Here is a 25,668-nt window from a genome sequence, read left to right as displayed (position 1 = left end):
TAAATTAGCTAAACTAGTATTTTGTTTGAATTGTCTAATGATGATGAATCTGATGAAATCACTGTAAATGTTGTTTCTGAGAATGAAACTGATGAACCTGTTGAGGAATCAGAATTTTCAGAACCTGTGAAAGAAAATTTATCAGAGTTGTTAGATGCAGAAAAACAAAAAACTTCTGAATGTGAAGAAAAATTAAAACATATTTTAGCAGATTTTCAAAACCTTTCTAGAAAAACACAATCTGATATTGAAAATGGTGTTAATGCTAGAGTCGATGAATTTCTATTGGATTTTCTAAAAATCTATGATGATTTTATTCGTGCAAGAGATGTCTTTTCTGAAAATAAAATTAATACTGAAGGACTTGATTCAATTTTAAAAAATATGGACTCTTTATTGAAAAAATATGAAGTAGCTCCAATTGATGCATTAGGGGAAATTTTTGATCCAAATCTTCATGAAGCAATTTCAATTATTACTGATCCTGATTTAGATGATAATACCATTATCAAAGAGATCAGGAAGGGATATATTTCTCAAAAGAGGGTTATAAGACCAACATTAGTAGAAATTTCAAAAAAAGGATGATGATTAAAAATGACTAAAGTAATAGGTATCGATTTAGGAACGAGTAACTCTGCTGCTGCAGTAATGATGGGTGGAAAACCAACAATAATTCCTGCTGCTGAAGGTCAAACTGCAGCTGGAAAAGCATTTCCATCAGTAGTAGCTTTTTCAAAAGAAGGTGATCTTTTAGTAGGTGAGCCTGCTCGTAGGCAAGCTGTTACGAATCCTGATAATACTATTGTTGCAGCAAAACGAAAAATGGGTTCTGATTACACATTTAAAATTCAAGATAAAGAATACAAACCTCAACAAATCTCTTCATTCATTCTACAAAAAATAAAAAAAGATGCTGAAGCATTTGTTGGTGAATCTGTAGAAAAAGCAGTTATCACAGTTCCAGCATATTTTGATGATAATCAACGTCAAGCAACCAAAGATGCAGGAACAATTGCTGGGCTTGATGTTGTTAGAATAATTAATGAACCAACTGCAGCATCCTTAGCATTTGGACTAGATAAAGCAAAAGAAGACATGAAGATTCTTGTATTTGATTTTGGTGGTGGAACATTAGATGTTACCATCATGGAAATGGGAGGTGGTGTTTTTGAAGTAATGAGTACCTCTGGAGATACTCAACTAGGTGGAACTGATATGGATAAAGTTTTGATTGATTATGTTGTTGATGAATTCAAGAAAAAAGAAGGAGTTGATCTTTCTCAAGACACAACTGCAATGACAAGAATAAGAGAAGCTGCAGAAAAAGCAAAAATTGAATTATCTACTGTTATGGAAACTGATATTAATTTACCATTTATCGCACATGATCCATCATCTGGTGCAAAGAATCTTGAATTAAGATTAACCAGATCTAAATTAGATGAATTAATCAGACCTATAGTTGATCGATGTAAACCTTCAATACAAAAATCACTTGAAGATGCAAAGCTCTCAACTTCTGATATTGATAAAATAGTCATGATTGGCGGACCTACAAGAATTCCACTAGTTAAAAAATTTGTTAGTGACGTTATAGGAAAAGAAGTTGAATCTGGTGTTGATCCTATGGAAGCAGTTGCAATGGGTGCTGCTATCCAAGCAGGAATTATTGCTGGAGATGTTACTAGTGATATAGTTCTACTAGATGTAACCCCATTAACTTTGGGAATTGAAACTCTAGGTGGTGTTCGAGAACCATTAATTGAAAGAAACACTACCATTCCTACATCAAAAAGTAAAGTGTTTACAACTGCAGCTGATAATCAGACAGCCGTAACTATTCATGTCGTACAAGGTGAAAGACCTATGGCCACAGATAATGTATCATTAGGCAGCTTTAATCTTACAGATTTGCCTCCTGCTCCAAGAGGAGTACCTCAAATTGAAGTAAAATTTGATATTGATGCAAATGGAATCATAAATGTTACTGCAAAAGATCTTGGAACCCAAAAAGAAGCAAAAATTACTATTGAAACAAAAACAAAGCTTTCTGAAGAAGAAATTGAAAAATTAAAGGAAGATGCTGAAAAATTCTCTGAGGAAGATAAAAAGAAGAAAGAAAAGATTGATCTTAAAAATGAAGCAGAAAGTTACATTTACACTACTGAAAAATTAGTTAATCATGATCTAAAAGACAAAATTTCTCAAGAACAAGGAATTAAAATTACTGATGCTGTCAAAGAAGTAAAAGAAGTTTTAGATAAAGAACCTGAAGAATTAAAACCAAAACTTGAAGCCTTACAATCTCTAGTAAATGAAGTGACTACAGAACTATACAAAAATGCAGCCCCACCACCTGGTGCTGATGGACAACAAGGTGCTGATGGACAACAAGGTGCTGATGGACAACAAGGTGCTGATGGACAACAAGGTGCTGATGGACAAACAACTAACTCATCTTCAAATGATGAAACAAAAACTAACTAATTTTCATAACTCAACCATTTATACATCAATTAGAATAAAGGAATGATTCATGTCTGCAAAAAGAGATTATTATGAAGTTTTAGGAGTATCTAAATCATCTTCAAATGATGAAATTAAAAAACAATATAGAAAATTAGCATTAAAATTCCATCCTGATAGAAATCAATCTTCTGAAGCTGCAGAACATTTTAAGGAAATATCTGAAGCATATGCAGTCCTTTCTGATCCTGAAAAAAAACAACTATACGATCAACACGGACATGCAGGTGTAGATGGAAGATATTCTAGTGAAGATATATTTCAAGGTGCACGTGGAGACTTTAGCGATATCTTTGGTCGTGGAGGTGGCGGATTCGATTCTATTTTTGAATCAATCTTTGGTCGTGGAGGTGGTGGATTTGGATTTGGTCAAGAACGAGGTTCTGATATTCTATATCAAACATCCGTCACACTAGAAGATGTTTTACATGGCAAACAAATGGAAATTGAATTACAAAAACAAATTCAATGTGACACCTGTAGTGGCTCGGGTTGTAAACCTGGTACCGATAAAAAGACATGTTCCTCATGTAATGGACAAGGTCAAGTAAGACAAACTCGTAATATGGGATTTGCTTCATTTGTTACTGCGGCACCCTGTTCTACCTGTAGAGGCCAAGGCTCACTTATTGAAACACCATGTGGTGATTGTAAAGGTCAAGGAAAGAAAAAAGGTTCAAAAAAAGTTACATTTGATATTCCACCTGGAATTGATTCAGGTGATTATACTGTACCTAATGAAGGAAATGAAGTGCCTGGAGGTTCTAATGGTGATCTAATTGTTAGAGTGAGAGTACAACCTCATCCAAAATTCAATAGAGATGGAAAAGATATCTTCTATGATCAAGATATTTCAATGGTTGATGCAGCGTTAGGATGCGAAGTAGTTGTTCCAACCTTAGAAGGAACAGAAAAAATTAAGGTTGATTCTGGAAGTCAACCAAACACAATTATCAAACTAAAAGGAAAAGGCGTGCCTCATATCAATTCTAGAGGTAGAGGAGATCAGTATGTTAGAATTATTGTAAACATTCCTAAAAAACTTAGTAAACATCAAAAAAATCTCCTTGATGAATTTAAACAAACTATTGACTAAATAATATGAAAATCGCATTAGATGTAGATGGTGTACTTGCTGATGTTATCCAGTCATGGTTAAATCACAACAATTCAGTCAGACAAGAGATTTTAAAGCACCAGATTACTGATTGGGATTTTTGGAAAAAATTTGAAATTGATCGTTATGACTTTTATTCTGAATTAAACTCCTGTTGGGAAAATTGGACTTCAATCCCACCTACTGAAGAAAATTTGGCAACAGTTACAAAAAATCTCTCTGATATTGGTCAAGTAGATATTGTAACTGCAAGAGAACGTTCGACTGATTCTTTTGTGAAGAATTGGTTAGAACATCACAACATCTCTTATGATAACTATATTTCAGTAGTTGATGGTCCCATGAAAGCTAATTTAGATTATGATGTTTTTATTGATGATTCGCCATTAAATGCATTAAAATTTCTAGAAAATAACAAAAATGTAATTCTTTATTCTCAACCATGGAATCAACATATTGCTGAAAATACTGTTCACAGAATTTCAAATCTTTCTGAAGCAATTAAAAAATTAAATTAATCTTTTACAAATTTTTTGATATTTATCTGATGCCCTTTTCTGACATGAGTAGAATGAGTTGTCTTTAACAACTCTGAAATTTTATCATCGTCATAAAATTTAACGTTATAACGTCCTAGTATTTTTTTACAATTTATACAATAAACTTCTTTGAATTCTATTCCCATTTTGGATTGATAGATGTTATACTTTCAGTATAATAAAGAAACTTATTCTAGATTTCAAAAATTCACAATGCGGGAGTCGCCCAGCTTGGCCAACGGCGTAAGGTTCAGATCCTTATCTTTTAGGAGTTCGTGGGTTCAAATCCCATCTCCCGCATAATTAGTTATTTTCTAATTTGTTTTTGATATTTTTTAAAAGAAGTTTGTTGATTGTTTCTCCAGATGCTTTACCTCTTAATTCCTTCATTGCAATTCCCATTAGAGGTCCAATTGCCCTTTCTTTTTGATTTTTTATAATTTCCTGATTATTTTCAACAATTTGATGACAAAATACCTCTAATTCTGACTCATCCACAGTTTCAATTGAAGCATTTTTCATTGCCTCTTCTATTGTCTGAGACTTTCCGTTCATAATGTTTTCAAAAATAATTTCAACTGATTCTTTAGTAATTATTCCTTCTTCCAAAAATTGAAATGTTTTTTCTATTTCTTTGTTTTTTAATAATTTTGAATCTAATCCACTTCTTTCTAAATTTGTTATAGTTGAACATAATATTGATGCTACAAATGTTGGGCTTACTTTGGTTTTCCCAATTATACTTTCAAATAATTCAAAATAGTTTGAATCAAAAAGTTGTTCTGATAATTGAAGATTTAGTTGATATTTTGTTTGTAGATCTTTGATTGAATCATCCCATGATTTGGGAATATTCTCTATTGCATTATCTAATTCTGCTTTTGAAATTATTATTGGAGGAATATCTGTTTCAGGATACATTCTTGCTGCACCTGGTCTTGGTCTCAGAAATTTAGTTTCTCCACTTTGAGTTGCTAATCTTGTATCGATTGGAATTCCTTCATTTCTAATGTATTCGATTCTCAAAATTATCTGATCTGTGACTATCTCCATTTTCTCTTCTGGAGCTGCCAAAATCAGAAACCCATCATTATCATTGATTTCTAAAATTCTTTTCAAATCATCAATGTCTTCATTTTCAACACCGTAATTTGGTAACTCATCAGAATGAAAAACTCCACCTATTCCAAAAAATCGTACTAGTTCTGCTACTTCTTTTCCTAATCTAATTCCTTCGTATGGTGAATATCCAAACATACCTGCCATGTCTCTAAATGCAATACCAAATATTTTCTGATTTTTCTTTATGGCATTTTGAATAATTTTTGAACTACATTTTTTGAATAATTCTGTAATGTCTTTTCTATCATTATTGTTGTGAATACAATCAATTTCTTGTAATTTTTTTGAGATTTTTAATAATCCGTGTTGCCTTTTAGCCTCATATTCCACCACTTTTTCTAATTGATCAAGCTGTTGAACTCCCTTTACTTCTATTACAACACCCCCATCCTTAATTGAAACATTTACATCTTGTCGAATTGAACCCAAACCTCTTATCACTTTTTTAGTGCTTCTCAGAATTCTTCCTAGTGCCAATGCAATTTTTTTAATTTCATGTGGTTTTACTTCAAATGGTTCAGTGGCAATCTCGACTAGAGGAATTCCTAAACGCTCTAAGCCATATTTCTTGATTGAACCCTCTTCTCCTAAAATTTTTGCAGCATCTTCTTCAAGACAAATAGATTGAATTCCAATTTTTTTTCCATCTACATTGAAAGAACCTCCTTGTGAAATTAACATTGTACGTTGAAATCCTGTAGTGTTTGAACCATCTACTACAGTTTTTCTCATTGGATATATTTCACTAAATACTTGTGAACTTAGAGATGATGCAATAATTAATGCAGTTCTCTTTGCATCATCATCTAATTCATGTGGTGGTTCTTCATCTTGTTCAACTAAACAACTACTTTCTGTATTTGCAAAATACATTATAGTTTTTGATTTTGATTTTTCAAATAGTGCTGCAGGATCATATTCGCCTAATTCACTTTTGGCAGCACGTAATTTCCTTTGAAATTTGATAGAATATTCCTCTGTATCAATAGGTGTACAATTACAAAATAATTTTTTATTTGTGTCAAGTTGTTGATGAATCTCTAGTCCTACTTTAACTCCCAATCCATCTATTGAAAATTCTGCCATTTTTTCTCCTAAATTGATATTTCAGATGCAATGTTATCAAGCATAATTTCTTTTACATCTTCAATATTCTGAGTGTTTCCAAGGGCCCACATTGCTTTTACTAGTGCTACCTCTGGAAGCATATTTTCTAAAGGAATTATGCCTAAATTTAGAAGATCTCTTCCACTCTCATATACTGTCATTCTTATTCTTCCATCAATACACTGTGATGTCATGCCTAGAAACATTCCCTTTTCGTTGGCTTTTTTCACAGAATCATACATCACTCTTCCAACATGTCCTAATCCTGTTCCTTCAAAGATTATTCCTTTGTATCCGTTATCTATTATGTGTTCAATTAATTTTGGATCATATCCTGGATAATATTTTACCAACGCAATCTTTGTATCTAGATTAATTTTTGGTTGAAATTCCTGAGTCTTATAGAACTCTTTAGACATATTTTTTTGAATTTTTTCTTCTGCAATTATGAATGCAGGATTATCTCCTATTGTTTGAAATGCGCCTCGTTTACTAGTATGATTTTTCCTAACTCGTGTTCCAATATGGCATGCAACAGTATTGTCATTTTCATCATTATGCATGATGATGTAAACACCTTTTGTTTTACATTCTGTGATGAATTTTACTGCGCCTATCAAATTTAATGCTGCATCAGATGATGCTCTATCTGAAGATCTTTGTGAGCCAACTAAAACAATTGGTATTGGAAATCCTGCTAGTGCAAATGAAAGAAATGATGACGTGTAATGCATTGTATCAGTTCCATGAGCAATAATAATTCCTGAATAATCTGAATTTGAATAAGTACTAATTTTTTTTGCAATTTCTAACCAGTTTTCTGGCATTATATTTTCAGAGTATTCTGATAACAAAACTTCTGTATCGATATTTGCAATTTTTGAAAGTTCGGGAACTGATGAGTTTAATTCTTCAGCAGTCAATATTGGAGTAACTGCTCCTGTTCTATAGTCTACTTTACTTGCAATTGTTCCACCTGTTGAGAGTAACAAAACTTTTGGTAATCCTTCTATTTTGCTTATTTTTTCAGGTTTATCAATAATTTTTTCTGAGGATTGAATTTTCTCAACTTTCTTAATTTTTGCAATCTCTAACCCCACATTATATCCGCTCTTTAGTTTCAAAACAATATGCTTGTCATCACTATGTTCGTATCTTGGCATAATTATGCCTGAATACGTTATATCTGTGAGAATTTTTACTGAATCTCCTACTTTGACTTGACTTTTTTTAAGAAATTCTAACGAGTTTGCTTCATACCCTCTGTATTCTGACATTTATGAGAATTAGATTTGTTATTTAATTAAAACTACCTGTAATAGGAAGCAACTAATTTTTCTCCCATCTTGAGGTCTTTTTGTTCTCTTACTTTCTTTACTGCCTCTTCAAAATGTTTCATAGTTACCTTGGCATCAATACTATTTTTTTCAACGTCTTTGACGTCTGGGTGTTTGTCTAGGTATTCATGAATAACTAATGAAACTGCAGTATTTGCAATAGATGAAGTGTCAGCTCCACTCATTCCATCTGTAATTTCAGCAATCTTATCTATGTCTACATCATCTCCCATAGGTATCTTTTCAGCATTAATTTCTAAGATACGTTTTCTGCTATCTTTATCTGGATTTGGTACTTGAATGATTTTGTCAAATCTGCCTGGTCTTAGTAAAGCTGGATCGATCATATCTGCTCTATTTGTTGCAGCCAAGACAACAACTCCATGCATGTTTTCCATTCCGTCTAACTCTGTAAGTAATTGACTGACAACTCTTTCAGTAACTGCAGTTTCACCACCTGCTCCTCTAATTGGCGCAATAGAATCTATTTCATCAAAGAAAATTACACATGGGGCAGACTGTCTTGCTCTTTTGAAAATCTCTCTAATTCCTCTTTCTGATTCCCCAACCCATTTAGATAATAATTCTGGACCTCTAACAGAAACAAAGTTTGCTTCACTTTGTGTTGCAACAGCTTTAGCAAGTAATGTTTTACCTGTGCCACTTGGACCATGAAGTAATATGCCTCTTGGCATGGTATGTCCTAATTTATCATAAAGACCTGGATACTTCATTGGCCATTCAACTGCTTCCTGTAATTCTCGTTTTACATCTTCTAAACCACCTACTTCATCCCACTTTACATCTGGATTTTCAATGAATACTTCTCTCATTCCAGATGGTGTTACCTCAATCAATGCCTTTTGGAAGTCTTCATGATTCACAATTAGTTTGTCTAATGTTTCAGGTGGAATTTTTTCTTCCTCAAGATTTAGAATAGGCAATAATCTTCTCAAGCATTTCATCGCAGCCTCTTTACATAGATATTCCAAATCTGCTCCAACATATCCATGGCTAACTGATGAGATCTTGTCAATATTTACATCATCAGATAATGGCATGTTTCTACTGTGAATTGCAAGAATGTCTTTTCTTCCTTTTTTATCTGGAACTTTGATCTCAATTTCTCTGTCAAATCTACCTGGTCTTCTAAGTGCAGGATCAATTGCATTTGGTCTGTTTGTGGCAGAAATTACAATTACTTTACCTCTTGCCTCCAACCCATCCATTAAGGATAACATTTGTGAAACAACTCTTCTTTCAACTTCTCCAGTAACTTCTTCTCTTTTTGGTGCAATTGAATCTATTTCATCAACAAAAATAATTGATGGAGCTTTTTCTCTTGCCTCTTTGAAAATTTCTCTTAATCTTGCTTCACTTTCACCATAAAACTTGCTCATGATTTCTGGACCTGAAATGCTGATAAAATGTGCATTACTTTCATTTGCAACAGCTTTAGCAAGTAATGTTTTACCAGTTCCTGGAGGTCCATACAATAATACGCCTTTTGGTGCTTCAATTCCTAATTTTTCAAAGATTTCTGGATGTCTTAATGGAAGTTCAATCATCTCTCTTACTTTCTTTATCTCATCAGTCAAACCACCAATGTCTTCATAGGTTACTTGTGGAACTCCACGTAATGTTTCTCCTTTTTCTGCAATATGGAAAACTGTCTTTTGTGTAATCAAAACTGCATCAGCAGCTGGTGTGACCCCGATTACTTGAAAAGTTAAACGTCCACCAAAATATGGAACCATTACATTGTCTCCTTTAATTAAAGGAACACTCTCTAAAGCATCTGCAAGGTATCTTTCATCAATTGGTGGAATTGCCTCTAATGGGGCAACTACTACCTTTTCTGCAGCTACTGCTTTGATTTTTCTAACTGAAATTGTGTCTCCAATTGCAATACCCGAATTATTTCTTCCAAGTCCATCAATTCTGATAATCCCTTTTCCTTCATCAGATGGATACAGTGGAAGACATTTTGCAACTGTTCTTCTCTTACCTTTAATTTCTATAACATCGCCTGTTGAGGCATTTAACGTATCCATAGAATCATAATCAATTCTTGCTACTCCTCTTCCAACATCTCTAGTGTATGCTTCCAAAACTTTTAGAGATAGGGCATTTTGGCTCATACTCAAATGCCCTCTGTCTAATTTTTATACCTTTGTGGTAATTTTCTCAAATGACAGGTAAAAATCACAAGCTTAAAATCCTCTTTAGGTAGGAAACGATCAGCTTGGGTAAGAGACCATTAGTAAGAAGACGTGGCCGTGGAGGAAATCAATTTAGATCTACTTCTACTGGCAAAGTAGGAACCAAAGCAAACTATCCTCGTTTTCCGCTATCTGAACAACATGCAGGTGAGATTATTGACCTTGTTCACGAGCGTGGTAGAGAAGCACCTTTAGCTAAAGTTAGATTTGAAGATGGGTCTGTATCGTTTGTTCCAGCAGTTCTTGGGGCAAAAGTAGGCACTACTTTACAATTTGGATTAAAATCAAAAATTGAGAAAGGAAATGTAATTAGCATTCAAAATATTCCTGATGGAACTATTGTATGTAATATTGAAAAGCACTTTGGTGATGGTGGTGCAATTGTTAAATCTGCAGGAACTGATGCAACTGTTTTCTCTCATGGTGATGAGGGTGTTACTGTTAAACTTCCTTCTGGAAAATTCACTACTCTAAACCCAAAAAATAGAGCTATGATTGGAACTCTAGCTGGAGGCGGTTCTAGTGAAAGACCATTTATGAGTGCAGGTGGAAAATGGAGAAACTTCAAAGCTAAAGGAAAGAAATACCCAATAGTTCGAGGTGTTGCTCAAGCAGCTTATGTTCACCCTCATGGTGGTGGTCGTCATCAACACGTTGGACAAAGTTCTACTGTCTCAAGAGATGCTCCTCCAGGAGCTAAAGTCGGAAGCATTGCTGCAAGAAAGACTGGTAGAGCTAGAATAAAAGAAAGAAAGTAGTTTTCTCTTTAACCTAAAATTGATTAATAGCTCCGAGAACTCTCTGTTAAATGTCAAATCAACGAATTAGGATTTTTGTAACTGGTAGAGTTCAAGGTGTTTTTTTTCGTCAGACATTGAAAACAAGAGCAATTCAAAATGATGTTTTTGGATGGGTAAAAAATCTCAAAGATGGACGTGTTGAGGCTGTTTTAGAAGGTGATGAAGAAAATGTTAGTCGTTTGATTGAATGGGCTCATGGTGGTCCTGCAAATGCAATCGTTGAAGATGTGGAAATTAGAAACGAAAAATATACTGGTGAATTTTCAAAGTTTGATGTTTTGTATTAGTGAATTTCTTTATATGCTTCTTTAATCAAATCTTCAAATTCTGAAATTTTTTGGTCTTTATGGATATTGATGATTATTGTAGGCTCTTTTCTATTTTTTTGAATTTTTATAACGACTCCTTCTTTTTGTGGTTCAACATCTGCAAACCATCGAAATGTCATTGACTTACAAAAAACAACTCTATGCATTCTGACATCTTCTATCGCATTTTCTCCTAAGGATAAACAAAATACTCTAATTGAATCAAAAAGCGGCAAGACCTGAGTTGGAATTTGTTTCTTAAACTCCTCATAACTTCTTTTATTGCCAAATGAAATAATTCCTTCCATGATCTTGTAAATTTGATTTTAATAATAAATGGTAGCAGATCTGTTGGTTCCAGTCTAGACGAATAGCCCCATTTCAAGGCATACAAGATCCGCCACGTTGACGAGGAAGCGTGGATGCTCCACCTTAGGATTGCTCCCTCCCGGACCTCATCCCTTTCGATGGTTCGGTCTTAGAAGTCATCCCTTCGGATAATTCTAGTCCTGCAACCACCCGCCTCGGCGTGATTTCATTTCCGCACACCAAGCGGGAATTACCCATCTAGAGATTTACCCAACAGTTACTGATCTCTGCATATAGCCGGTTTCAGAACAGGGCACGGCTGGCACCCTAATCCTACCTACTACCATTTTTCCTAAAACAAAGTATGTTATATTTGCATTAGGTTTGGTTTTCTTTTAGTTTCAAAACCATGTTGCAAACTGCGCATACATTTCCAGTACAGTCACTACCACATTTCTTACAACTCATTTTTTCTTTATAGTTTGATTCTTTTACAATATTAGATACTCTTAGAACTGATTTATACAAATTATTTTTAATTCCACTATGTTGCTTTTCTAATGAATTTAGAAATTCACGAATTTCAGTTCTTATTCCCTCATTCATGTGAGGACAAGGTTCTGATTGAAATGGTATGTCGTTTGTAAATGCATAAAATACTATTTCTGATTCGTATATTTCACAAAATGGTTTTATTTTTCGTAATGAATTTGAAGATGTATCAGGATCCATCCATCCAATCTTATTGGTATCTCCTGAAAGCATATTTATGACAAATGTTTGTAATATGTCATCCAGATTATGTCCAGTTGCAATAACATCTGCGCCAATATCTTTTGCAGCATGATCAATTGCCCTCCTTCTTAAAGTTCCACAAATTGAACATGATGATGTTTTTTCATTTTCCCTCAAATCTAATGCTTCATCAAGTGTTAATTCAAAGAGATCTTTGTAAGAGTAAATTTTGTGTTCTACACCCAATTCTCCACAAAACTTCTCTACAATTTCTAATGCCTCATTTCTATATCCTGGAATTCCTTCATCAATAGTAATTGCTTTGATTCTAAAATTATGAGTAGATGACATTTCATGAATGATTTTTAAGAGTGCTAAGGAGTCTTTTCCTCCTGAAACTGCAACTGCTACCAGTTCATCATTTTGAATCATTTTGTGCTTGGAAATAGTCTTTGCAGTTTTTCTTACAATGGAATTTGAGAAACATTCTGAACAGAGTTTTTGTCCAGAATATTTTCTAGTGTAAACTGCTGAATTTTCACACCCGTCACATTTCATGAGTTTAAATATTTTTTTTCATTAATGATTCTTTAGGTATTTTCTATATTGTGAACCAACCTGACTTTACATATGATAGGGCAATATTTAGGCCAAATAATACAAAGGTGAATGCATAGATTCCCCACATTACGCCATTTACAGATTTTTCAGAAATTCTTTTATCAATTATTGTATGAATGAATTTTCCGCCATCTAAAATTGGTAATGGAAGCATGTTGATTATTCCAATAAAAAATGATATCATCCAAAGCCATAAGAGAAACATTGAAACATTTGGATCATTCCATTCAATGAAATTCATTACAGGTTTGTATGCAAATGAATTATCTCTCATAATTCCAATTAATCCTCTTTCTGGATCATCAGGTGCTGGCATTACTTCAAGATTAAATTCTAAAGGTTGCCCATCTCTAAGTACTGACACACTTGCCATATCTCCAGGATTCAAACTGGGAAAATCAACTGGACTCAAAATCGGCTTATCGTTGATTGATGTAATGATGTCATTTGCAAGCAATCCTGCTTGTTCAGCCCCTGAATTCTCAATGATTGAAAGAATTAGAACTCCTTCCGGTAATTCATAAAATGCACTCAATAGCGGTTCAGGTAAAACCATTGCAAAAAATGGATTTGTAAGCAAAATTGCTCCTAACACAAATGCAAAAATTACATTTGATGTAGCTCCTGCGCCAATTACCCTGAGTTTTGAAATCTTCTTTGCTTTGTTGAACTCTTCTTCATCGGGCTCTACGAAACCTGCAAACATTGCGATAAATATGGCAAAACCTCCTGTTTTGATCTTAATTTTTTCTAAAGCTGCAACAATACCGTGTGCTCCTTCATGAATTACGAGTACAACTGGAATTGATAGTAAAAAGTATGTAATTGATGCCGCTGAAGTTAGTGTAACTCCTGGAATAAGAACTGTTAATTCTGCGAATTCTGTTTGTGCAACAAAAAAGTTTGCAACATTATTTAGCAAAAACCAAAATGCAAAACCCATCATGATAAAACCTGAAATTACACTTACATCTGCAAAAACTCTAATTCCTCTTCTTGTACGACTAAGAAGTTTTAACAGTACTGAATTAACTTGTTTATTTTTGTAAGTTAAACTGTACGCCTTTATTTCAAAACCATGTTTTTCTAATTTTAATCCCTTTGCAACAATTACAATAATGACCCATGCCATTAATACATAAATAATCGAATTTTGAGTAATAAAATCAAGTTCCAAACTAATTGTAATTTTTTTAAGGTACGTACATTTATCGGTTACTATGAAACCAGCAGTGATAATCTCAACATATCCTGATAAAAAATCAATTACAAAAATTGCAAAAGTGTTTGTAAAAAATAAGATAGTGGCATGTGTTAATATTTCTAAAATTTCTTCGATCTATTCTTGGAATCAAAAAATTGAAAATGCCTCTGAATACATTGCTATCTTTAAAACTACATCAAAAAACAAAAAATTACTCAAAGAAAAAATTAAGGAAACTCATCCATATGATGTTCCTGAAATTGCTGAAATTGATGTAACTTCAATAAACAAGCCCTATCTTGATTGGCTGATAGAATCAACAAATTAAGATTCTATTGAATATCGTAATAAGGAAATAATTCCTCCTAATCCCGTTACTCTTAGACCAATATCTGTAGATGAGTCGACACTATACATTTTCACTCCCTTACTTTCAACATCGTTTAGAAAATCTATCATTTTCTGTTCATCATCTTGAATTGCTTTATCTGAAAAAACAAGGGATTCAACTGCGCCCATTTGATTTGCATTAAATGTCTCATCAAAACCCATAGTGAATTTCTTACTTTTTTTATTTGCAAGGAGCATGACTTTATCAATAATTGAAGATACTTTTGCTAGTTTACTATCTGACATGATCTCTTTCATTATATTGGATTTTGTAAATGTGTAAATTCCATCTTCTCCTCCAGAATCTATCCCTTCTACAACATGTACTTTGAATTTTTGTAGATTTTGAGATTTTTGAATAAAATTTGCAAATCTTTTCTTCGTTTCACCTGGTCCAAAAACCACTATTGTATCTCTTTCTTTTAGAATAGTTGAAACTGCTTGTTGTACTTGCTCAAAGAATTTTTCAATGTTGAAATTAGTTTTGTATCTCTTTCCACCTGAGCCTGAATAGATATTTGGCATAAATTCCAAATGTGTTCCTCTTAGTCTTGCAATTCCACTATCTCCTGTGTCTATTGCTACAAGCACAAAACCAATTTGATTATTACTTGATTCTAAAAGATTTTTTTCAAATGGTAACCACTTTTTCTTTGATATCGTAATTCCATCATTAATTTTTAAAATAAATGAATGATGACTCCCATGAGGTACTGACTCATTACTTGATTCAGAAATCGTTCCTCCAACTCTTAATCTATCTAACACATTATCTAATGAAATCTTTTCTACGGTTAATGCAATTCTAACTTTAATTCTCTCTCCTTTGTCAGGTCTTGAATAGTCTTTATCTTGCTTTAGTACTCTGGTTGTATCACCAATAATTTTGTCATTTTCTTTAATTATCCTACGTAGATTCAAAAGATCATCTGAATCTTCTGGAATGACAGAAATTAAATTCTCATCAATTTTCTTTGTAATCATATTGTTATTCTAGTCTACAAAGAGAAAAGAGTTTAGTTTGTTACTTCGTTAGTTTTTTCTTCAGATTTTTTCTTTAGATAACTTTCAACCCAATCCAAAGTTAGAACTCCTGACTCGGCTAAATTTGTTAATGAATTTGCAGATGCCTCTCCAGTAACCTTGCCGTGATTTCTCTTTAATTGACGCCATTTTAGAGATGTATTGCCACTTTTTGAATTATAAATAATTCCTAGAATATCTCTAGCATTAACAAATGTAATGTCTCTAATTTTTTTTAAAGTTACTTTATCAGCTGCTTCTACATAAATTGCACCTAGACTATCTTCTCTTTCAGCAAATACTTCAGAGTCTTCTAAATAACTTCTTGGGGCATAAGATTTGCATGTACTTGAGATGATAAATCTTCTAAAACTTTCCACTGATGCTGGAGTGTCAATTGCAACCATTTTGAATGAATAATCTAATGGCCATTTATCAAGCTTCTTGAAAGACTCAATAGGAATCTCCTCAAATATGCCTTGCAGGTGGTGATGAACCTATCCCTTTGAAATGATGATGAGGATCTTGAGTTCTGAGCCTGCCTATGATTTTAATTGATGATTAACCTAGAAAAATTATGAATTCGTTAACTGAATATCTAACCTTTAATGTTCAATCACGTAGAGGCTTTGTTAATATCACTCCTGACATAAGAAAATTAGTTAACGAAAGCAAGGTCAAAGAAGGTTTATGCCTTGTTAATGCGATGCATATTACTGCAAGTGTTTTTATCAATGACAATGAAGGTGGATTACTTCATGATTATGAAAAGTGGTTAGAAGAATTAGCTCCTCATGCTCCAGTTGATCAATACAAACACAATGACACTGGAGAAGATAATGCAGATGCTCATCTAAAACGTCAAGTGATGGGAAGAGAGGTAGTCATTGCAATTACTAATGGCCAATTAGATTTTGGTCCTTGGGAACAAATATTCTATGGTGAATTTGATGGAAAACGACCAAAAAGAGTTTTAGTAAAAATAATTGGTAAATAAGTTCTATCCAAAATCTGCATCACGTTTTTGACTTTGTGATTCGTTCTTTCTTGCCGCAGCTCTGAATTCTTCATCATGATTTTGAGGTCCATGTCCACACTTTACACATGCAATTTTAAAACCATCATCATTTTTTTGATATGTTTCACATCCACAAAAACATGCCATGATTGGTATATTTTCTAAGATGATATATCTTTTGGGATATTATCCTGAATCTGATTTACAACATTCTCCAACTGGAATGTCGTGATCATGTGGACACTTTCTTGGATGTTTAAGCATTGTACATAATGCATCTGTAAATTGTTTGTTCATATGATGTTCAATTCCACATACCATTTCTTCATCGATATCAACTTTGAGTGCACTATCCATTAGAACTTCTAGTAGTCTACTATTTCTCATCATACTAGATCCAATAGCCTGACCCTCTCCTGTAAGTTTTACTCCTGCCTTGTTGTAAGTGACCAAATTCTTACTGTTTAGCTTCTTTAACATTTGAACAACACTTGGTTGCCTTACATTGAGCATTTTTGCAATTGTACTAATTTTGACTTCTTCTCCTCTTTCTTTGATATGCCAAATTGCTTTAAGATACATCTCTACATGTTCAGCTTCAGCTGTTCCTACAAATAGAGTCTCTTCATCATTTAATCCATCCATACTTACACCTTCTTTGAATCTTTTAATAAATATTCAAAATATTGACGTGCAAATCCAGCTAATCCTGCATGATCTGCCCAAATTGCAACTACATCTGAGGAATTCTCACCCGCAATTTCAGGACCTAATAAAATTACAACATATTTTTTATCTGAAATTATACCTCCTCCAAACAAACCTTTCTTGACTTTAACTGTAGCAACTCGTTTAATTGCTTTGATGGATTCTTTATCCATTTTATCTGATGTAAGAATAGTGATCTCAACTCCTTTATCATGAAGTGATCTTAATTTTGGTAATGCTTGTTTAACTAATTCTTCTCCAGCTTCAGGTAATGCAATCATGACTTCATTTCTACAAGTTTCAACCATTTCTAGAATTTTTGCTGCAATGTTTACTGCACCTGATAATACCCAAATGTCTGGTTTTTCACTAGTTCCACTTTTTTCATATAATGGAACGAGCTCATTTAGAATAACACTCTGATTTTGTGAAAAATCATTTTCCATTTTCTGTTTTGTAGTTTCTAACCCTGTTGATGGTGATTTTGCAAAATACTTTGTTGGTCTGGAATCATCTGTTCCAATCCAACCTTTCTCCTCTAGTGTTCCTAGAACTTCATAAATTTTTGAATATGGCACTCCTGATTTTTGACTAAGCTCTGATGCTGTTAATTCCCCTGATTTTAGTAATACAGAAAATGTTCTGATCTCATAACTTGTTAGACCAATTTTTTCTAATGCCTTTCTTGTCTTATCAGATATACTCATGCGATCTAGTCGATTAGTTTTGATATTTAAATCACGTATGCCTGGTTCCTAAATTCCACCCGAGGCCAAGTATGAAATGCATTATATACCATTTCGGAAAAATGCCCAATGTAGGCATGGCTCTAATTCAGATATCTAATCAAACCACTAAAAATCTAGGTAAAAAATCTACTATCAGATTCACTCAAAGTATCTGTCCAGATTGTAACATGATTTTGGATGCAGAAGTCTTTGAGAGAGACAACAAAGTATTCATGTCCAAAGTTTGTCCAACTCATGGTGAATGTGAGGAATTATACTTTGGTTCTTACGAATTATACAAGAAATTTAGTACTTACTGGATGGATGGCAAAGGTGCTCATGCTCCAAATGTAATGATTGACAAATGTTCTTGTCCAAATAACTGTGGATTATGTTCAAACCATTTGTCTCATAGTGGACTTGCAAACATGATTGTAACTAACAGATGTGACTTGACATGTTGGTATTGTTTCTTTTATGTAAAGAAGGGTCTAGAAGGTGCTTACATGTATGAACCAGATCATACTCAAATCAGAGGAATGATGAAGACTCTAAGAGCAGAAAGACCAATTCCAGGAAACTCTATGCAAATTACTGGTGGTGAGCCAATGCTTAGAGATGATATTGCTGATGTTATCAAAATTATGAAAGAAGAAGGTGTTGATCATATTCAGATGAACACTAACGGTATTAGACATGCAATGGATCCAGAGGCAGCACGTGAAGTAAGGCTTGCTGGATGTAACAATTTGTATCTTTCATTTGATGGTGTAACTGCAAGAACAAACCCAAAGAATCACTGGGAAATCCCATATGCACTTGATAGTTGCAGAAAGACTGGAACTACTGTAGTATTTGTTCCAACAGTAATCAAATCAATTAATGATCATGAACTAGGTGGAATTATTCGATATGCTCAAAAGAATATGGATGTGGTTCACGCTGTAAACTTCCAACCAGTATCACTTACTGGTAGAATGGGTAAGACTGAACGTGAAAAATACAGAATTACAGTTCCTGATTGTATTCAAAGAATTGAAGAGCAAACAAATGGTGAGGTAACTATTGATGATTGGTTCCCAGTACCAAGTTGTATGCCACTAACAAATGTAATTGAAGCATTCTCAAGCAAACCAAAATACGAATTATCTATTCACTTTGCTTGTGGTGCAGGAACATACATCTTTGAGGATGAAGAAACAAAGAAGTTTGTTCCATTAACCAAATTCTGTGACATTCAAGGAATGTTGGAATTGTTTGAAGATAAAGCAGAAGAGATTCGTTCTGGTAAAAACAAGTATTTTACAATGCTTGAAGTTGTCAGAAAACTCAAAGGATTTGTTGATTCAAAGAAACAACCAGCCGGATTAGACTTGGCAAAAATGTTCGGTAACATCTTGATGAAGAGATCATTTGATTCAGTTGGTTCTTGGCATGTTAAAGGACTATTCCTTGGTATGATGCACTTCCAAGACAAATACAACGAAGACTTGGAAAGACTACAAAGATGTGATATTCACTATGTTACTCCTGACCTTAGAATTGTTCCATTTTGTGCATTTAATGTAATCCCTGAATGGTATAGAGACAGAATACAAAAGAAATACTCTATCACTGTTGAAGAATGGGAAGAAAGAGAAGGTGTGAAGCTCGAAGACGGTCTATACAGAGGTCTTATGAGACGTGGAGCAGGTGATGAACTTGCTGCTGGTTGTGCAAAGAGTCAGATGTTCCATGACGCAGCACAAGCAACAATGTAAACTAAAATTCATTATTAGATTTTAAAATAGATACATTTGTGTACAAATTTTTGTGTTATTTTTGGACAAAATATTTTTCATAATTTTTATTCTGTTATTGCTTTCTTGGCTGATTTTATCATTGATCTAAATTCTTTATCTATGGTGTATAAAATAATAAAATAAACACCTGTTGCAACAATTATTTCTCCACCAATAAAAAATGCAAATGTAATCTTAGACACACCAAAATCAATAAGAGGCATAATAATTAACAATGAAATTATCATTGCAATAGATGATAATGCAAATTTGCCTAAACTATTCCATGGAATATGAAAATACAAAATTCTTCTTGAAATAATTCCTTTGTAGATTGTAAATGGAAGTAGAGAAATCAATGTTGCGATGGCCCATATTGCTGAAATTGAACTATAATCGTCTATATTTGGTGAAATAAAAAATAAAAGTAAATACAAAAGTATGAGATATGCTACCGACCAAGATATTCCAATTTTTGAAACTAAAAACAGTCTACTTTTAAATAATTTTTTAAATGATACATTTTTCTCAATTTCTGTATGGACTGTACCTGTTAGTATATTATCAAAAAATAAATAAAATACAATTACTATTGAACTTGGAATAAGAATTTGTAATGCCATAAACGATTCTAGATAACTATTTTTTAACAAAAATAACAAATGTTCTGATAGAAAATACGTTCCTATGGCAAGAGGAATTAAAAACATCAATAAAAGTTTTAGAATTGATTCTATATCTTCGGATGTACCTCCTTTCATAATTTTTGGATAAAGTGCTATTCCCAAAAATTGTGCATATGTTATTAAATTAGCAATCAAAAATGCTGCTTTGTAGAATGCAATTACTTCTGTAGATTTTGTAATGTATGTAACAATTGCAACATCAAAAGTGTAAATTAAACCAGGAACTGCTGTTAGGATGGGCATCCAAGATATTTTTAACCAATGTTTCATTATTTGATAGTTAAATTCTTCTTTAAGGTAATCTCGGTTGTACATAACTAGCATTAACATCTGAACAATTTGTGTAGCTATCACTATTGTTATTATAACATCTAATCCCTGATCAAGAACAACTAATAGAGGAACTGCAAAAATAATTTTTGCGACCTCAGAAATAATGAATGCATAACTCATACGTTGAGGTTTTGTACCTTGTGTTGTTGATTCAAGTGATCCGATCATAAAACTAAGCGGAATTTGAAACCATCCTAATAGAAAATAAAAAATTGATACATCAAGTGTTCCAATAAAAAATGATGTAGCAATAAAATAAATTCCTGTTGCAGGAATAGCTACAATTAATGATCCAATAGCACTTGTTCTACCAACATTTGTACCTCTAGAAAAATATCTAACAGTCCAATACGATACTATGGGTATCAAAAAAATTGTATATCCTTGAGTCGTTTGGATAACCTGCCATATTCCAAAATCTGCTTCTGTAAGTCTATTTGTCACAATTACTGTAAAAATAAGCCCTGTCAAAAGACTCAAGAATTTGGATAAAAAAACAACAATTCCTGAATATCTAAGACGTATGGGTTCCACTACAAAAAATGAATATTGCCGTTTTTATTACTTTAGAATCATTGATTTGTTTAATCTACCGATAAAGATAATTTTAGTACTAAATGAAGTATTGTGAAAAACATTATTGAAACAGTATTATTATAAATTTTGTTTAGATTATGAAAATACTTGTTGTAACAGGAAGGTTTGGTAATGTGTTTACTGGGGGGATTGAAAGAGTTTCTTATGAAGTTACAAAACGCTTAGGGAAAAAACATGAAATTCAGGTAATTGCACATAAAAGATTTCAAGATGAAAATACCACTACTGAATTTCCAATTGTAACAATATCATCATTTAATGTTCCAAAAACAAATTTTTGGGTTTACTATTATCTTTATAAAAAAAAACAATTAGTTAAAAAACATATTAAAAATTTCCAACCTGATATCCTCTATGCACATAATCCATATGATACATATGCTTCGATAGGGTTGGGTGTTCCTGTAGTATCTCATATTCATAGTTTGTATACAGAAAATTTCATCACTCAAGATTCGTTAAGAACATTTTTACCCAAAATATATTGGAATTGGTTTTGGAAATTTAGATTGCATGTTGAAAATGAAGCATTATCAAAAAGTAATTTGGTAATAACTTATAGTGATTATCTTGCAGAACTTGCAAAAAAAAGAGGTGCAAAAAAAATAAAAATAATTCCAAATGGAATTGATACAAAAATATTTTGTACATCTGGTAAAAAATCCAACCTTCTCAAAAAACCCTCAGTTATTTTTATAGGTAGAATTGAAAAAATTAAAGGAATTGATTATCTGATAGAAGCAGCAAGACAATTATCTGAAATTAATTTTTACTTGATTGGAGAACAGAAAGATAAATATGATTTTCCCAAAAATATGATATTGTTAGGAAAAAAACATCCAAATCAAATCCCAGAATTTTTACGAAGTGCTGATATTTTCATAAATCCTGTTTTAAGGGATGGTTTTGAAATAGTCAATATAGAAGCTATGGCGTGTGGTATTCCTGTAATTACTACAGATAACTTTGAGAGATCAAAAATCTATAAGGGTGTAACGTTTTTTATAAAATCTAATGATACTAATTCAATAGTATTTGCCATTAAAAAATTATTAACTGATTCGTCTTTAGTTGATAATTTCATTAGTAAAGGATTAAACTTTTCATCTCAATATGATTGGGATGGAATTTCCCCTCAAATAGAAAAAGAACTTGTGAAAATAAATTTAGGTAATAAGTAAAAAATGACTAAAAATATTTCAATTATTTGTACAGTGAAAAACGAAGAGGATAATATTTCAACGCTGTTAGATTCATTACTAAATCAGACATTATTAGCTGATGAAATTATTATTGTAGATGGTGGTTCAACAGATAAAACTATATCTATAATTCAAGATTACTCAAAAAGATCTTCTGTTATAAAACTAATCCAAAAAAAAATACTAATATTGCAAAAGGTAGAAACATAGCAATTAAATCTACAAAAAACGATATTATCGCCGTTACTGATGCTGGTTCTACTCCAAAAAAAGATTGGTTAGAAAAATTGGTGGAAAAAATAGATGACGATATAGATGTTGTATCTGGATTTTATTTACCAGATGCTAAATCAAAATTTGAAAAAATTCTTGCAGAGTTAACCTTTCCAAAAATTGAACAAATAAATGAAAAAGAATTTCTCCCTTCTAGCAGATCTATCTGTTTTCGTAAAAAATGTTGGGAAAAAGTCCAAGGATATCCTGAAAATTCTCTTACTGCTGAAGATACTCTTTTTGATTTAAGACTTGTAGAACAAAAATTTAATTTTGTATTTGCAAAAGATGCTGTAGTTTTTTGGAGATGTCGAAACAATCTGAAAGCTGTTCTTAAACAGTGGTATTTGTATGCCAAAGGTGATGGAATTTTAGGACTTGTAATGAATAAGAAATATGGACGAAGACATTATGCTAAATTACTAGTTTTAGGTTATGCATTCATCTCTTTACTTTTTGTAGGCATAATTAGTCCTATTTTAATACCGACTGCGTTAAGTTTGGGATGTTTTTACTATTTTTTGTATTTTATTAAAAGAAAAAATGGTCTTAAAATTGTCACCACTGAAATTTCTGCTCTTTGGAAAGGTCCGATTATACTTTTTACAATAAATCTTGGGCAATTTCTTGGAATACATTCAGGATTTTTTAAAAAGAAGATTTTATTTCATGGTTGAAAATATAGAGGTAAGAAGAACACATGATTGAATTTTGTATTAAAATATCAACAAAGACAATCCTAAGAATTATTACGCTACAATTTCATAATTAATATTTAGGAGATGTGATGTGTGAAGATTTTAATGATAACTCCTAATTTTTATCCCAATATAGGTGGTGTAGAAAAACATGTTTTACAAGTAACAAATGAAATTATTAAAAAAGGACATCAAGTTACTGTCTTGACACGAAAATATGAAAAAAAATTACATGATCAAGAAACAATTAATGAAATTAATATAATTAGATTCCCGTTAGAAAATCTACTTAATACTTGGAAGTGGTTATACAAAAATAAAACATTGATAAAAAATTCTGATATAGTTCATTGCCATGATTATAGAGTTTTTGTTTTCTACTATTTGCCATTTAGAATATTATTTCCTTTTAAGCATGTTTTTATCACCTATCATGGCTTTGAGGGATTTGTACCAATACCAAGAAAAATATTTTTACTAAGAAAATTAAGTGAGTTACTAACAAATGGAAATATCTGTATTGGAAAATACATCGTAAAGTGGTATAAAACAAAAACTAATCATATATCATATGGAGGTGTTATTCCATCAAAAATAACAAAAGTGTCGAATAATTCATTTACATTTATTGGCAGATTAGAAAAAGATACGGGTATTTTATTATTCATAAAAGCCATCAAACTAATCAAAGATAAAATTGGAGTAAACTTGATAGTTGATATTTGTGGGGATGGTAGTCTAAAAGACACCATTATAAAACTAAATGAAGAAAATAATCTAAATATAAAAATTCATGGTATCACTAATCCTGATAAATTTATTGATAAAAACCAATTTGTATTTTGCACTGGATATTTGGGAATATTGGAATCTCTGATAAAAAAAAGATTAGTATTTTCAGTTTATGATAATCCTCTAAAACAAGATTATCTAGATTCATTAGACATGACAATTACATGTAACTCATCAGAACAATTGGCAGAAAAAATAATTTATTATGTTGATAATTTTGATGAAACTGAAAAAAAAATTGAAAAAGGATATGAATTTGCAAAATTGCAGACATGGAATAAATTATCCGATACTTATCTAAGCCTGTGGGGAGTGAAATGAATTTTCAAGTAGAACTAGCAAAAATAATCTACGTTATGATTAGGATACCTTTACGAGTGATGGGTAAGAAAAAAAGGGATGATTTTCTGATTCGGCATAACATTAAAATGAGTAGTTTCTTTCTCTCCAAAGAAATTATAGTTACTAAAAATGGAAAAAAATCTTTTGTAAGGCGTGGATATGATGATTATGGGATTTGGGTTGATGATGATAGAGAACCATCATTATCTCCATATTTCAATATTGGCAAAGATGAAATATTCATAGATGTGGGCGCAAATATTGGAAAGTATACTATAGATATGTCATACCAAAACCCAAAAAACCAAATTATATCTATTGAAGCACATCCATTAACATATAACATTCTTAAAAGAAATATCAAATTAAATAATCTGAAAAACATTATTTTATTCAACAAAGCAGTATATAGTGAAAAAAAAAATTTGACCTTAGCAACAAAAAATGGCTGGTCTTCATTATCAAGTTTAATAACTGAAATTCGTGATGATTTTAATAATTCGATAACTGTAGAGGCTGAAACTCTTGATAATCTAATTTCTCATATTGATGATAAAATTGGATTGATAAAGGTGGATATTGAAGGCGCTGAACTTGATTGTCTATATGGATCTAAAAATACCCTACAAAAATGTAATAAAATTATCATAGAGATACACAACAAAAATCTTATTCCAAAAATTAGTGATATTCTATCTATGAATGGTTTTGAGATAAAACTTTTGAACAATCAAGAATTTGTTATTGGTATAAAAACAAAAGAAGAATAAAAAACAAATATTGTCTAGTACTGTGAGGATTTATTCATTTTAAACTGTTCCTAAATAAGAATTATGAAAAATTTTAACAATTGATGAAATTGAATTATTTTAATAACAAAATACGGGTGAATATGTTGAGATATGGAATTTCACAATGAAATTTTTTACACAATACTAGTTGTGGGGTTATTAGTTAGAATGTTGCCTCAAATAATACTTAAACTCGATACTGTAGATTCATACTACAATTTAACTGCCGCAAAACAAATTTGGAATGAGAGAAAAATCCCCTCTACTCTTAATTCGTTTTTATTCAAAGGTACTTATTCATATCCACCACTTCTACATCTAATAATTTCTCCATTTGTTGGAAAACAAAAAATACC

24 protein-coding genes, 1 tRNA gene, 1 other RNA gene and 1 pseudogene are annotated in these 25,668 nt (G+C 32.2%); 14 read left to right on the top strand and 13 right to left on the bottom strand.

Features of this window, described 5'->3' with window-relative positions; translation table 11 throughout:
* The first annotated feature begins 30 nt into the window (after nt 1-30).
* The 5 genes from NPIRD3C_RS00625 (at nt 31) to NPIRD3C_RS00605 (ending at nt 4,485) form a co-directional block, all read left to right on the top strand.
* The gene (locus NPIRD3C_RS00625; RefSeq protein WP_148702370.1) at nt 31-588 is read left to right on the top strand and encodes a nucleotide exchange factor GrpE; all 558 of its coding nucleotides are present in this window, start codon (nt 31-33) and stop codon (nt 586-588) included.
* 9 nt (nt 589-597) lie between these two features.
* Nucleotides 598-2,490 (top strand): molecular chaperone DnaK, encoded by a 1,893-nt coding sequence (gene dnaK / locus NPIRD3C_RS00620; protein ID WP_148702369.1) that lies wholly within the window; start codon nt 598-600, stop codon nt 2,488-2,490.
* 49 nt (nt 2,491-2,539) lie between these two features.
* The gene (dnaJ, locus tag NPIRD3C_RS00615) at nt 2,540-3,625 is read left to right on the top strand and encodes a molecular chaperone DnaJ (protein WP_148702368.1); all 1,086 of its coding nucleotides are present in this window, start codon (nt 2,540-2,542) and stop codon (nt 3,623-3,625) included.
* 5 nt (nt 3,626-3,630) lie between these two features.
* The gene (locus tag NPIRD3C_RS00610) at nt 3,631-4,164 is read left to right on the top strand and encodes a 5' nucleotidase, NT5C type (RefSeq protein ID WP_148702367.1); all 534 of its coding nucleotides are present in this window, start codon (nt 3,631-3,633) and stop codon (nt 4,162-4,164) included.
* A 236-nt stretch (nt 4,165-4,400) separates the two neighbouring features.
* Nucleotides 4,401-4,485 (top strand) — tRNA-Leu (locus NPIRD3C_RS00605).
* Nucleotides 4,486-4,488: 3 nt separating this feature from the next.
* On the opposite strand, the gene gatE is transcribed toward NPIRD3C_RS00605, so the two are convergent.
* The 3 genes from gatE to NPIRD3C_RS00590 are packed head-to-tail and all read right to left on the bottom strand — an operon-like array spanning nt 4,489 to nt 9,892.
* Nucleotides 4,489-6,393 (bottom strand): Glu-tRNA(Gln) amidotransferase subunit GatE, encoded by a 1,905-nt coding sequence (gatE, locus tag NPIRD3C_RS00600; RefSeq protein ID WP_148702366.1) that lies wholly within the window; start codon nt 6,391-6,393, stop codon nt 4,489-4,491.
* Between the two features lie 8 nt (nt 6,394-6,401).
* Nucleotides 6,402-7,691, bottom strand: coding sequence for a Glu-tRNA(Gln) amidotransferase subunit GatD (gene gatD, locus NPIRD3C_RS00595; protein WP_148702365.1), 1,290 nt, complete (start codon nt 7,689-7,691; stop codon nt 6,402-6,404).
* 32 nt (nt 7,692-7,723) lie between these two features.
* Nucleotides 7,724-9,892: a CDC48 family AAA ATPase gene (locus NPIRD3C_RS00590; RefSeq protein WP_148702364.1), complete on the bottom strand. Its 2,169-nt coding sequence runs from the start codon at nt 9,890-9,892 to the stop codon at nt 7,724-7,726.
* 104 nt (nt 9,893-9,996) lie between these two features.
* Here NPIRD3C_RS00590 and NPIRD3C_RS00585 point away from each other — a divergent pair, with 104 nt between their 5' ends.
* Both NPIRD3C_RS00585 and NPIRD3C_RS00580 read left to right on the top strand, forming a co-directional pair.
* A complete protein-coding gene (locus NPIRD3C_RS00585) occupies nt 9,997-10,731 on the top strand; it encodes a 50S ribosomal protein L2 (RefSeq protein ID WP_148702363.1) in 735 nt (244 codons plus the stop codon).
* Nucleotides 10,732-10,781: 50 nt separating this feature from the next.
* Nucleotides 10,782-11,060: an acylphosphatase gene (locus tag NPIRD3C_RS00580; RefSeq protein WP_148702362.1), complete on the top strand. Its 279-nt coding sequence runs from the start codon at nt 10,782-10,784 to the stop codon at nt 11,058-11,060.
* On the opposite strand, the gene NPIRD3C_RS00575 is transcribed toward NPIRD3C_RS00580, so the two are convergent.
* The 4 genes from NPIRD3C_RS00575 to NPIRD3C_RS00560 all read right to left on the bottom strand — a co-directional run bounded on the left by NPIRD3C_RS00575 (nt 11,057) and on the right by NPIRD3C_RS00560 (nt 13,878).
* Entirely contained in the window at nt 11,057-11,389 is a 333-nt protein-coding gene (locus tag NPIRD3C_RS00575; protein ID WP_148702361.1) for a hypothetical protein, read from the bottom strand. The two genes, NPIRD3C_RS00580 and NPIRD3C_RS00575, sit on opposite strands and share 4 nt — an antisense overlap.
* A gap of 32 nt (nt 11,390-11,421) precedes the next feature.
* Nucleotides 11,422-11,733, bottom strand: an RNA gene (ffs, locus tag NPIRD3C_RS00570) — signal recognition particle sRNA.
* 35 nt (nt 11,734-11,768) lie between these two features.
* Nucleotides 11,769-12,683, bottom strand: a complete 915-nt coding sequence (locus NPIRD3C_RS00565; RefSeq protein WP_148702360.1) for a TIGR00269 family protein — start codon at nt 12,681-12,683, stop codon at nt 11,769-11,771.
* Nucleotides 12,684-12,726: 43 nt separating this feature from the next.
* Nucleotides 12,727-13,878 carry a site-2 protease family protein gene (locus NPIRD3C_RS00560; RefSeq protein ID WP_148702359.1) on the bottom strand — a complete coding sequence of 384 codons (1,152 nt, stop codon included), beginning with the start codon at nt 13,876-13,878 and terminating at the stop codon, nt 12,727-12,729.
* A gap of 88 nt (nt 13,879-13,966) precedes the next feature.
* Here NPIRD3C_RS00560 and cutA point away from each other — a divergent pair, with 88 nt between their 5' ends.
* Nucleotides 13,967-14,278, top strand: a complete 312-nt coding sequence (gene cutA / locus NPIRD3C_RS00555) for a divalent cation tolerance protein CutA (protein ID WP_148702358.1) — start codon at nt 13,967-13,969, stop codon at nt 14,276-14,278.
* Here cutA and NPIRD3C_RS00550 read toward each other — a convergent pair.
* Both NPIRD3C_RS00550 and NPIRD3C_RS00545 read right to left on the bottom strand, forming a co-directional pair.
* Nucleotides 14,275-15,324 carry an mRNA surveillance protein pelota gene (locus NPIRD3C_RS00550; RefSeq protein WP_148702357.1) on the bottom strand — a complete coding sequence of 350 codons (1,050 nt, stop codon included), beginning with the start codon at nt 15,322-15,324 and terminating at the stop codon, nt 14,275-14,277. The two genes, cutA and NPIRD3C_RS00550, sit on opposite strands and share 4 nt — an antisense overlap.
* A 32-nt stretch (nt 15,325-15,356) precedes the next feature.
* Complete coding sequence (locus NPIRD3C_RS00545) at nt 15,357-15,770, bottom strand: hypothetical protein (protein WP_148702356.1); 414 nt, start codon at nt 15,768-15,770, stop codon at nt 15,357-15,359.
* Between the two features lie 170 nt (nt 15,771-15,940).
* Here NPIRD3C_RS00545 and NPIRD3C_RS00540 point away from each other — a divergent pair, with 170 nt between their 5' ends.
* On the top strand, nt 15,941-16,360 hold the full coding sequence (locus NPIRD3C_RS00540; protein ID WP_148702355.1) for a secondary thiamine-phosphate synthase enzyme YjbQ: 420 nt from the start codon (nt 15,941-15,943) through the stop codon (nt 16,358-16,360).
* 3 nt (nt 16,361-16,363) lie between these two features.
* Here the strand turns inward: NPIRD3C_RS00540 and NPIRD3C_RS10540 are convergent, their stop codons facing one another.
* The 3 genes from NPIRD3C_RS10540 to NPIRD3C_RS00530 are packed head-to-tail and all read right to left on the bottom strand — an operon-like array spanning nt 16,364 to nt 17,796.
* Entirely contained in the window at nt 16,364-16,528 is a 165-nt protein-coding gene (locus tag NPIRD3C_RS10540) for a hypothetical protein (RefSeq protein ID WP_182126180.1), read from the bottom strand.
* A gap of 39 nt (nt 16,529-16,567) precedes the next feature.
* Nucleotides 16,568-17,026, bottom strand: coding sequence for a metal-dependent transcriptional regulator (locus NPIRD3C_RS00535; RefSeq protein ID WP_148702354.1), 459 nt, complete (start codon nt 17,024-17,026; stop codon nt 16,568-16,570).
* Between the two features lie 2 nt (nt 17,027-17,028).
* A complete protein-coding gene (locus NPIRD3C_RS00530) occupies nt 17,029-17,796 on the bottom strand; it encodes a TrmB family transcriptional regulator (RefSeq protein ID WP_148702353.1) in 768 nt (255 codons plus the stop codon).
* Between the two features lie 101 nt (nt 17,797-17,897).
* Here NPIRD3C_RS00530 and tes point away from each other — a divergent pair, with 101 nt between their 5' ends.
* Nucleotides 17,898-19,577, top strand: a complete 1,680-nt coding sequence (tes, locus tag NPIRD3C_RS00525) for a tetraether lipid synthase Tes (RefSeq protein ID WP_237087680.1) — start codon at nt 17,898-17,900, stop codon at nt 19,575-19,577.
* Between the two features lie 86 nt (nt 19,578-19,663).
* Here tes and NPIRD3C_RS00520 read toward each other — a convergent pair whose 3' ends face one another.
* Nucleotides 19,664-21,061, bottom strand: a complete 1,398-nt coding sequence (locus tag NPIRD3C_RS00520) for an MATE family efflux transporter (RefSeq protein ID WP_160272834.1) — start codon at nt 21,059-21,061, stop codon at nt 19,664-19,666.
* 230 nt (nt 21,062-21,291) lie between these two features.
* Between NPIRD3C_RS00520 and NPIRD3C_RS00515 the strand changes: the two genes are divergently transcribed.
* From NPIRD3C_RS00515 to NPIRD3C_RS00495, 4 genes and pseudogenes are all read left to right on the top strand, one after another.
* Nucleotides 21,292-22,395 carry a glycosyltransferase family 4 protein gene (locus NPIRD3C_RS00515; RefSeq protein WP_148702351.1) on the top strand — a complete coding sequence of 368 codons (1,104 nt, stop codon included), beginning with the start codon at nt 21,292-21,294 and terminating at the stop codon, nt 22,393-22,395.
* Between the two features lie 3 nt (nt 22,396-22,398).
* Nucleotides 22,399-23,366 (top strand): annotated as a pseudogene (locus NPIRD3C_RS00505) (glycosyltransferase).
* A 114-nt stretch (nt 23,367-23,480) separates the two neighbouring features.
* Nucleotides 23,481-24,500, top strand: coding sequence for a glycosyltransferase family 4 protein (locus NPIRD3C_RS00500; RefSeq protein ID WP_148702348.1), 1,020 nt, complete (start codon nt 23,481-23,483; stop codon nt 24,498-24,500).
* A complete protein-coding gene (locus NPIRD3C_RS00495; protein WP_148702347.1) occupies nt 24,497-25,291 on the top strand; it encodes an FkbM family methyltransferase in 795 nt (264 codons plus the stop codon). Before NPIRD3C_RS00500 ends, NPIRD3C_RS00495 begins: the two co-directional genes overlap by 4 nt.
* The last annotated feature ends 377 nt before the right edge of the window (nt 25,292-25,668 follow it).

The organism is Nitrosopumilus piranensis (assembly GCF_000875775.1).
In the GTDB taxonomy this organism is placed as follows: Archaea; Thermoproteota; Nitrososphaeria; order Nitrososphaerales; family Nitrosopumilaceae; genus Nitrosopumilus; species Nitrosopumilus piranensis.
This window is presented reverse-complemented; position numbering and strand designations above follow the sequence as displayed.

Coding starts and splice junctions, on each gene's coding strand:
- dnaK (WP_148702369.1), top strand. CDS start 598: ATGACTAAAGTAATAGGTATCGATTTAGGAACGAGTAACTCTGCTGCT.
- dnaJ (WP_148702368.1), top strand. CDS start 2,540: ATGTCTGCAAAAAGAGATTATTATGAAGTTTTAGGAGTATCTAAATCA.
- NPIRD3C_RS00610 (WP_148702367.1), top strand. CDS start 3,631: ATGAAAATCGCATTAGATGTAGATGGTGTACTTGCTGATGTTATCCAG.
- gatE (WP_148702366.1), bottom strand. CDS start 6,393: ATGGCAGAATTTTCAATAGATGGATTGGGAGTTAAAGTAGGACTAGAG.
- gatD (WP_148702365.1), bottom strand. CDS start 7,691: ATGTCAGAATACAGAGGGTATGAAGCAAACTCGTTAGAATTTCTTAAA.
- NPIRD3C_RS00590 (WP_148702364.1), bottom strand. CDS start 9,892: ATGAGCCAAAATGCCCTATCTCTAAAAGTTTTGGAAGCATACACTAGA.
- NPIRD3C_RS00580 (WP_148702362.1), top strand. CDS start 10,782: ATGTCAAATCAACGAATTAGGATTTTTGTAACTGGTAGAGTTCAAGGT.
- NPIRD3C_RS00575 (WP_148702361.1), bottom strand. CDS start 11,389: ATGGAAGGAATTATTTCATTTGGCAATAAAAGAAGTTATGAGGAGTTT.
- NPIRD3C_RS00565 (WP_148702360.1), bottom strand. CDS start 12,683: ATGAAATGTGACGGGTGTGAAAATTCAGCAGTTTACACTAGAAAATAT.
- NPIRD3C_RS00560 (WP_148702359.1), bottom strand. CDS start 13,878: ATGGCATGGGTCATTATTGTAATTGTTGCAAAGGGATTAAAATTAGAA.
- cutA (WP_148702358.1), top strand. CDS start 13,967: ATGAAACCAGCAGTGATAATCTCAACATATCCTGATAAAAAATCAATT.
- NPIRD3C_RS00550 (WP_148702357.1), bottom strand. CDS start 15,324: ATGATTACAAAGAAAATTGATGAGAATTTAATTTCTGTCATTCCAGAA.
- NPIRD3C_RS00545 (WP_148702356.1), bottom strand. CDS start 15,770: ATGGTTGCAATTGACACTCCAGCATCAGTGGAAAGTTTTAGAAGATTT.
- NPIRD3C_RS00540 (WP_148702355.1), top strand. CDS start 15,941: ATGAATTCGTTAACTGAATATCTAACCTTTAATGTTCAATCACGTAGA.
- NPIRD3C_RS10540 (WP_182126180.1), bottom strand. CDS start 16,528: ATGGCATGTTTTTGTGGATGTGAAACATATCAAAAAAATGATGATGGT.
- NPIRD3C_RS00535 (WP_148702354.1), bottom strand. CDS start 17,026: ATGGATGGATTAAATGATGAAGAGACTCTATTTGTAGGAACAGCTGAA.
- NPIRD3C_RS00530 (WP_148702353.1), bottom strand. CDS start 17,796: ATGAGTATATCTGATAAGACAAGAAAGGCATTAGAAAAAATTGGTCTA.
- tes (WP_237087680.1), top strand. CDS start 17,898: ATGCCCAATGTAGGCATGGCTCTAATTCAGATATCTAATCAAACCACT.
- NPIRD3C_RS00515 (WP_148702351.1), top strand. CDS start 21,292: ATGAAAATACTTGTTGTAACAGGAAGGTTTGGTAATGTGTTTACTGGG.
- NPIRD3C_RS00495 (WP_148702347.1), top strand. CDS start 24,497: ATGAATTTTCAAGTAGAACTAGCAAAAATAATCTACGTTATGATTAGG.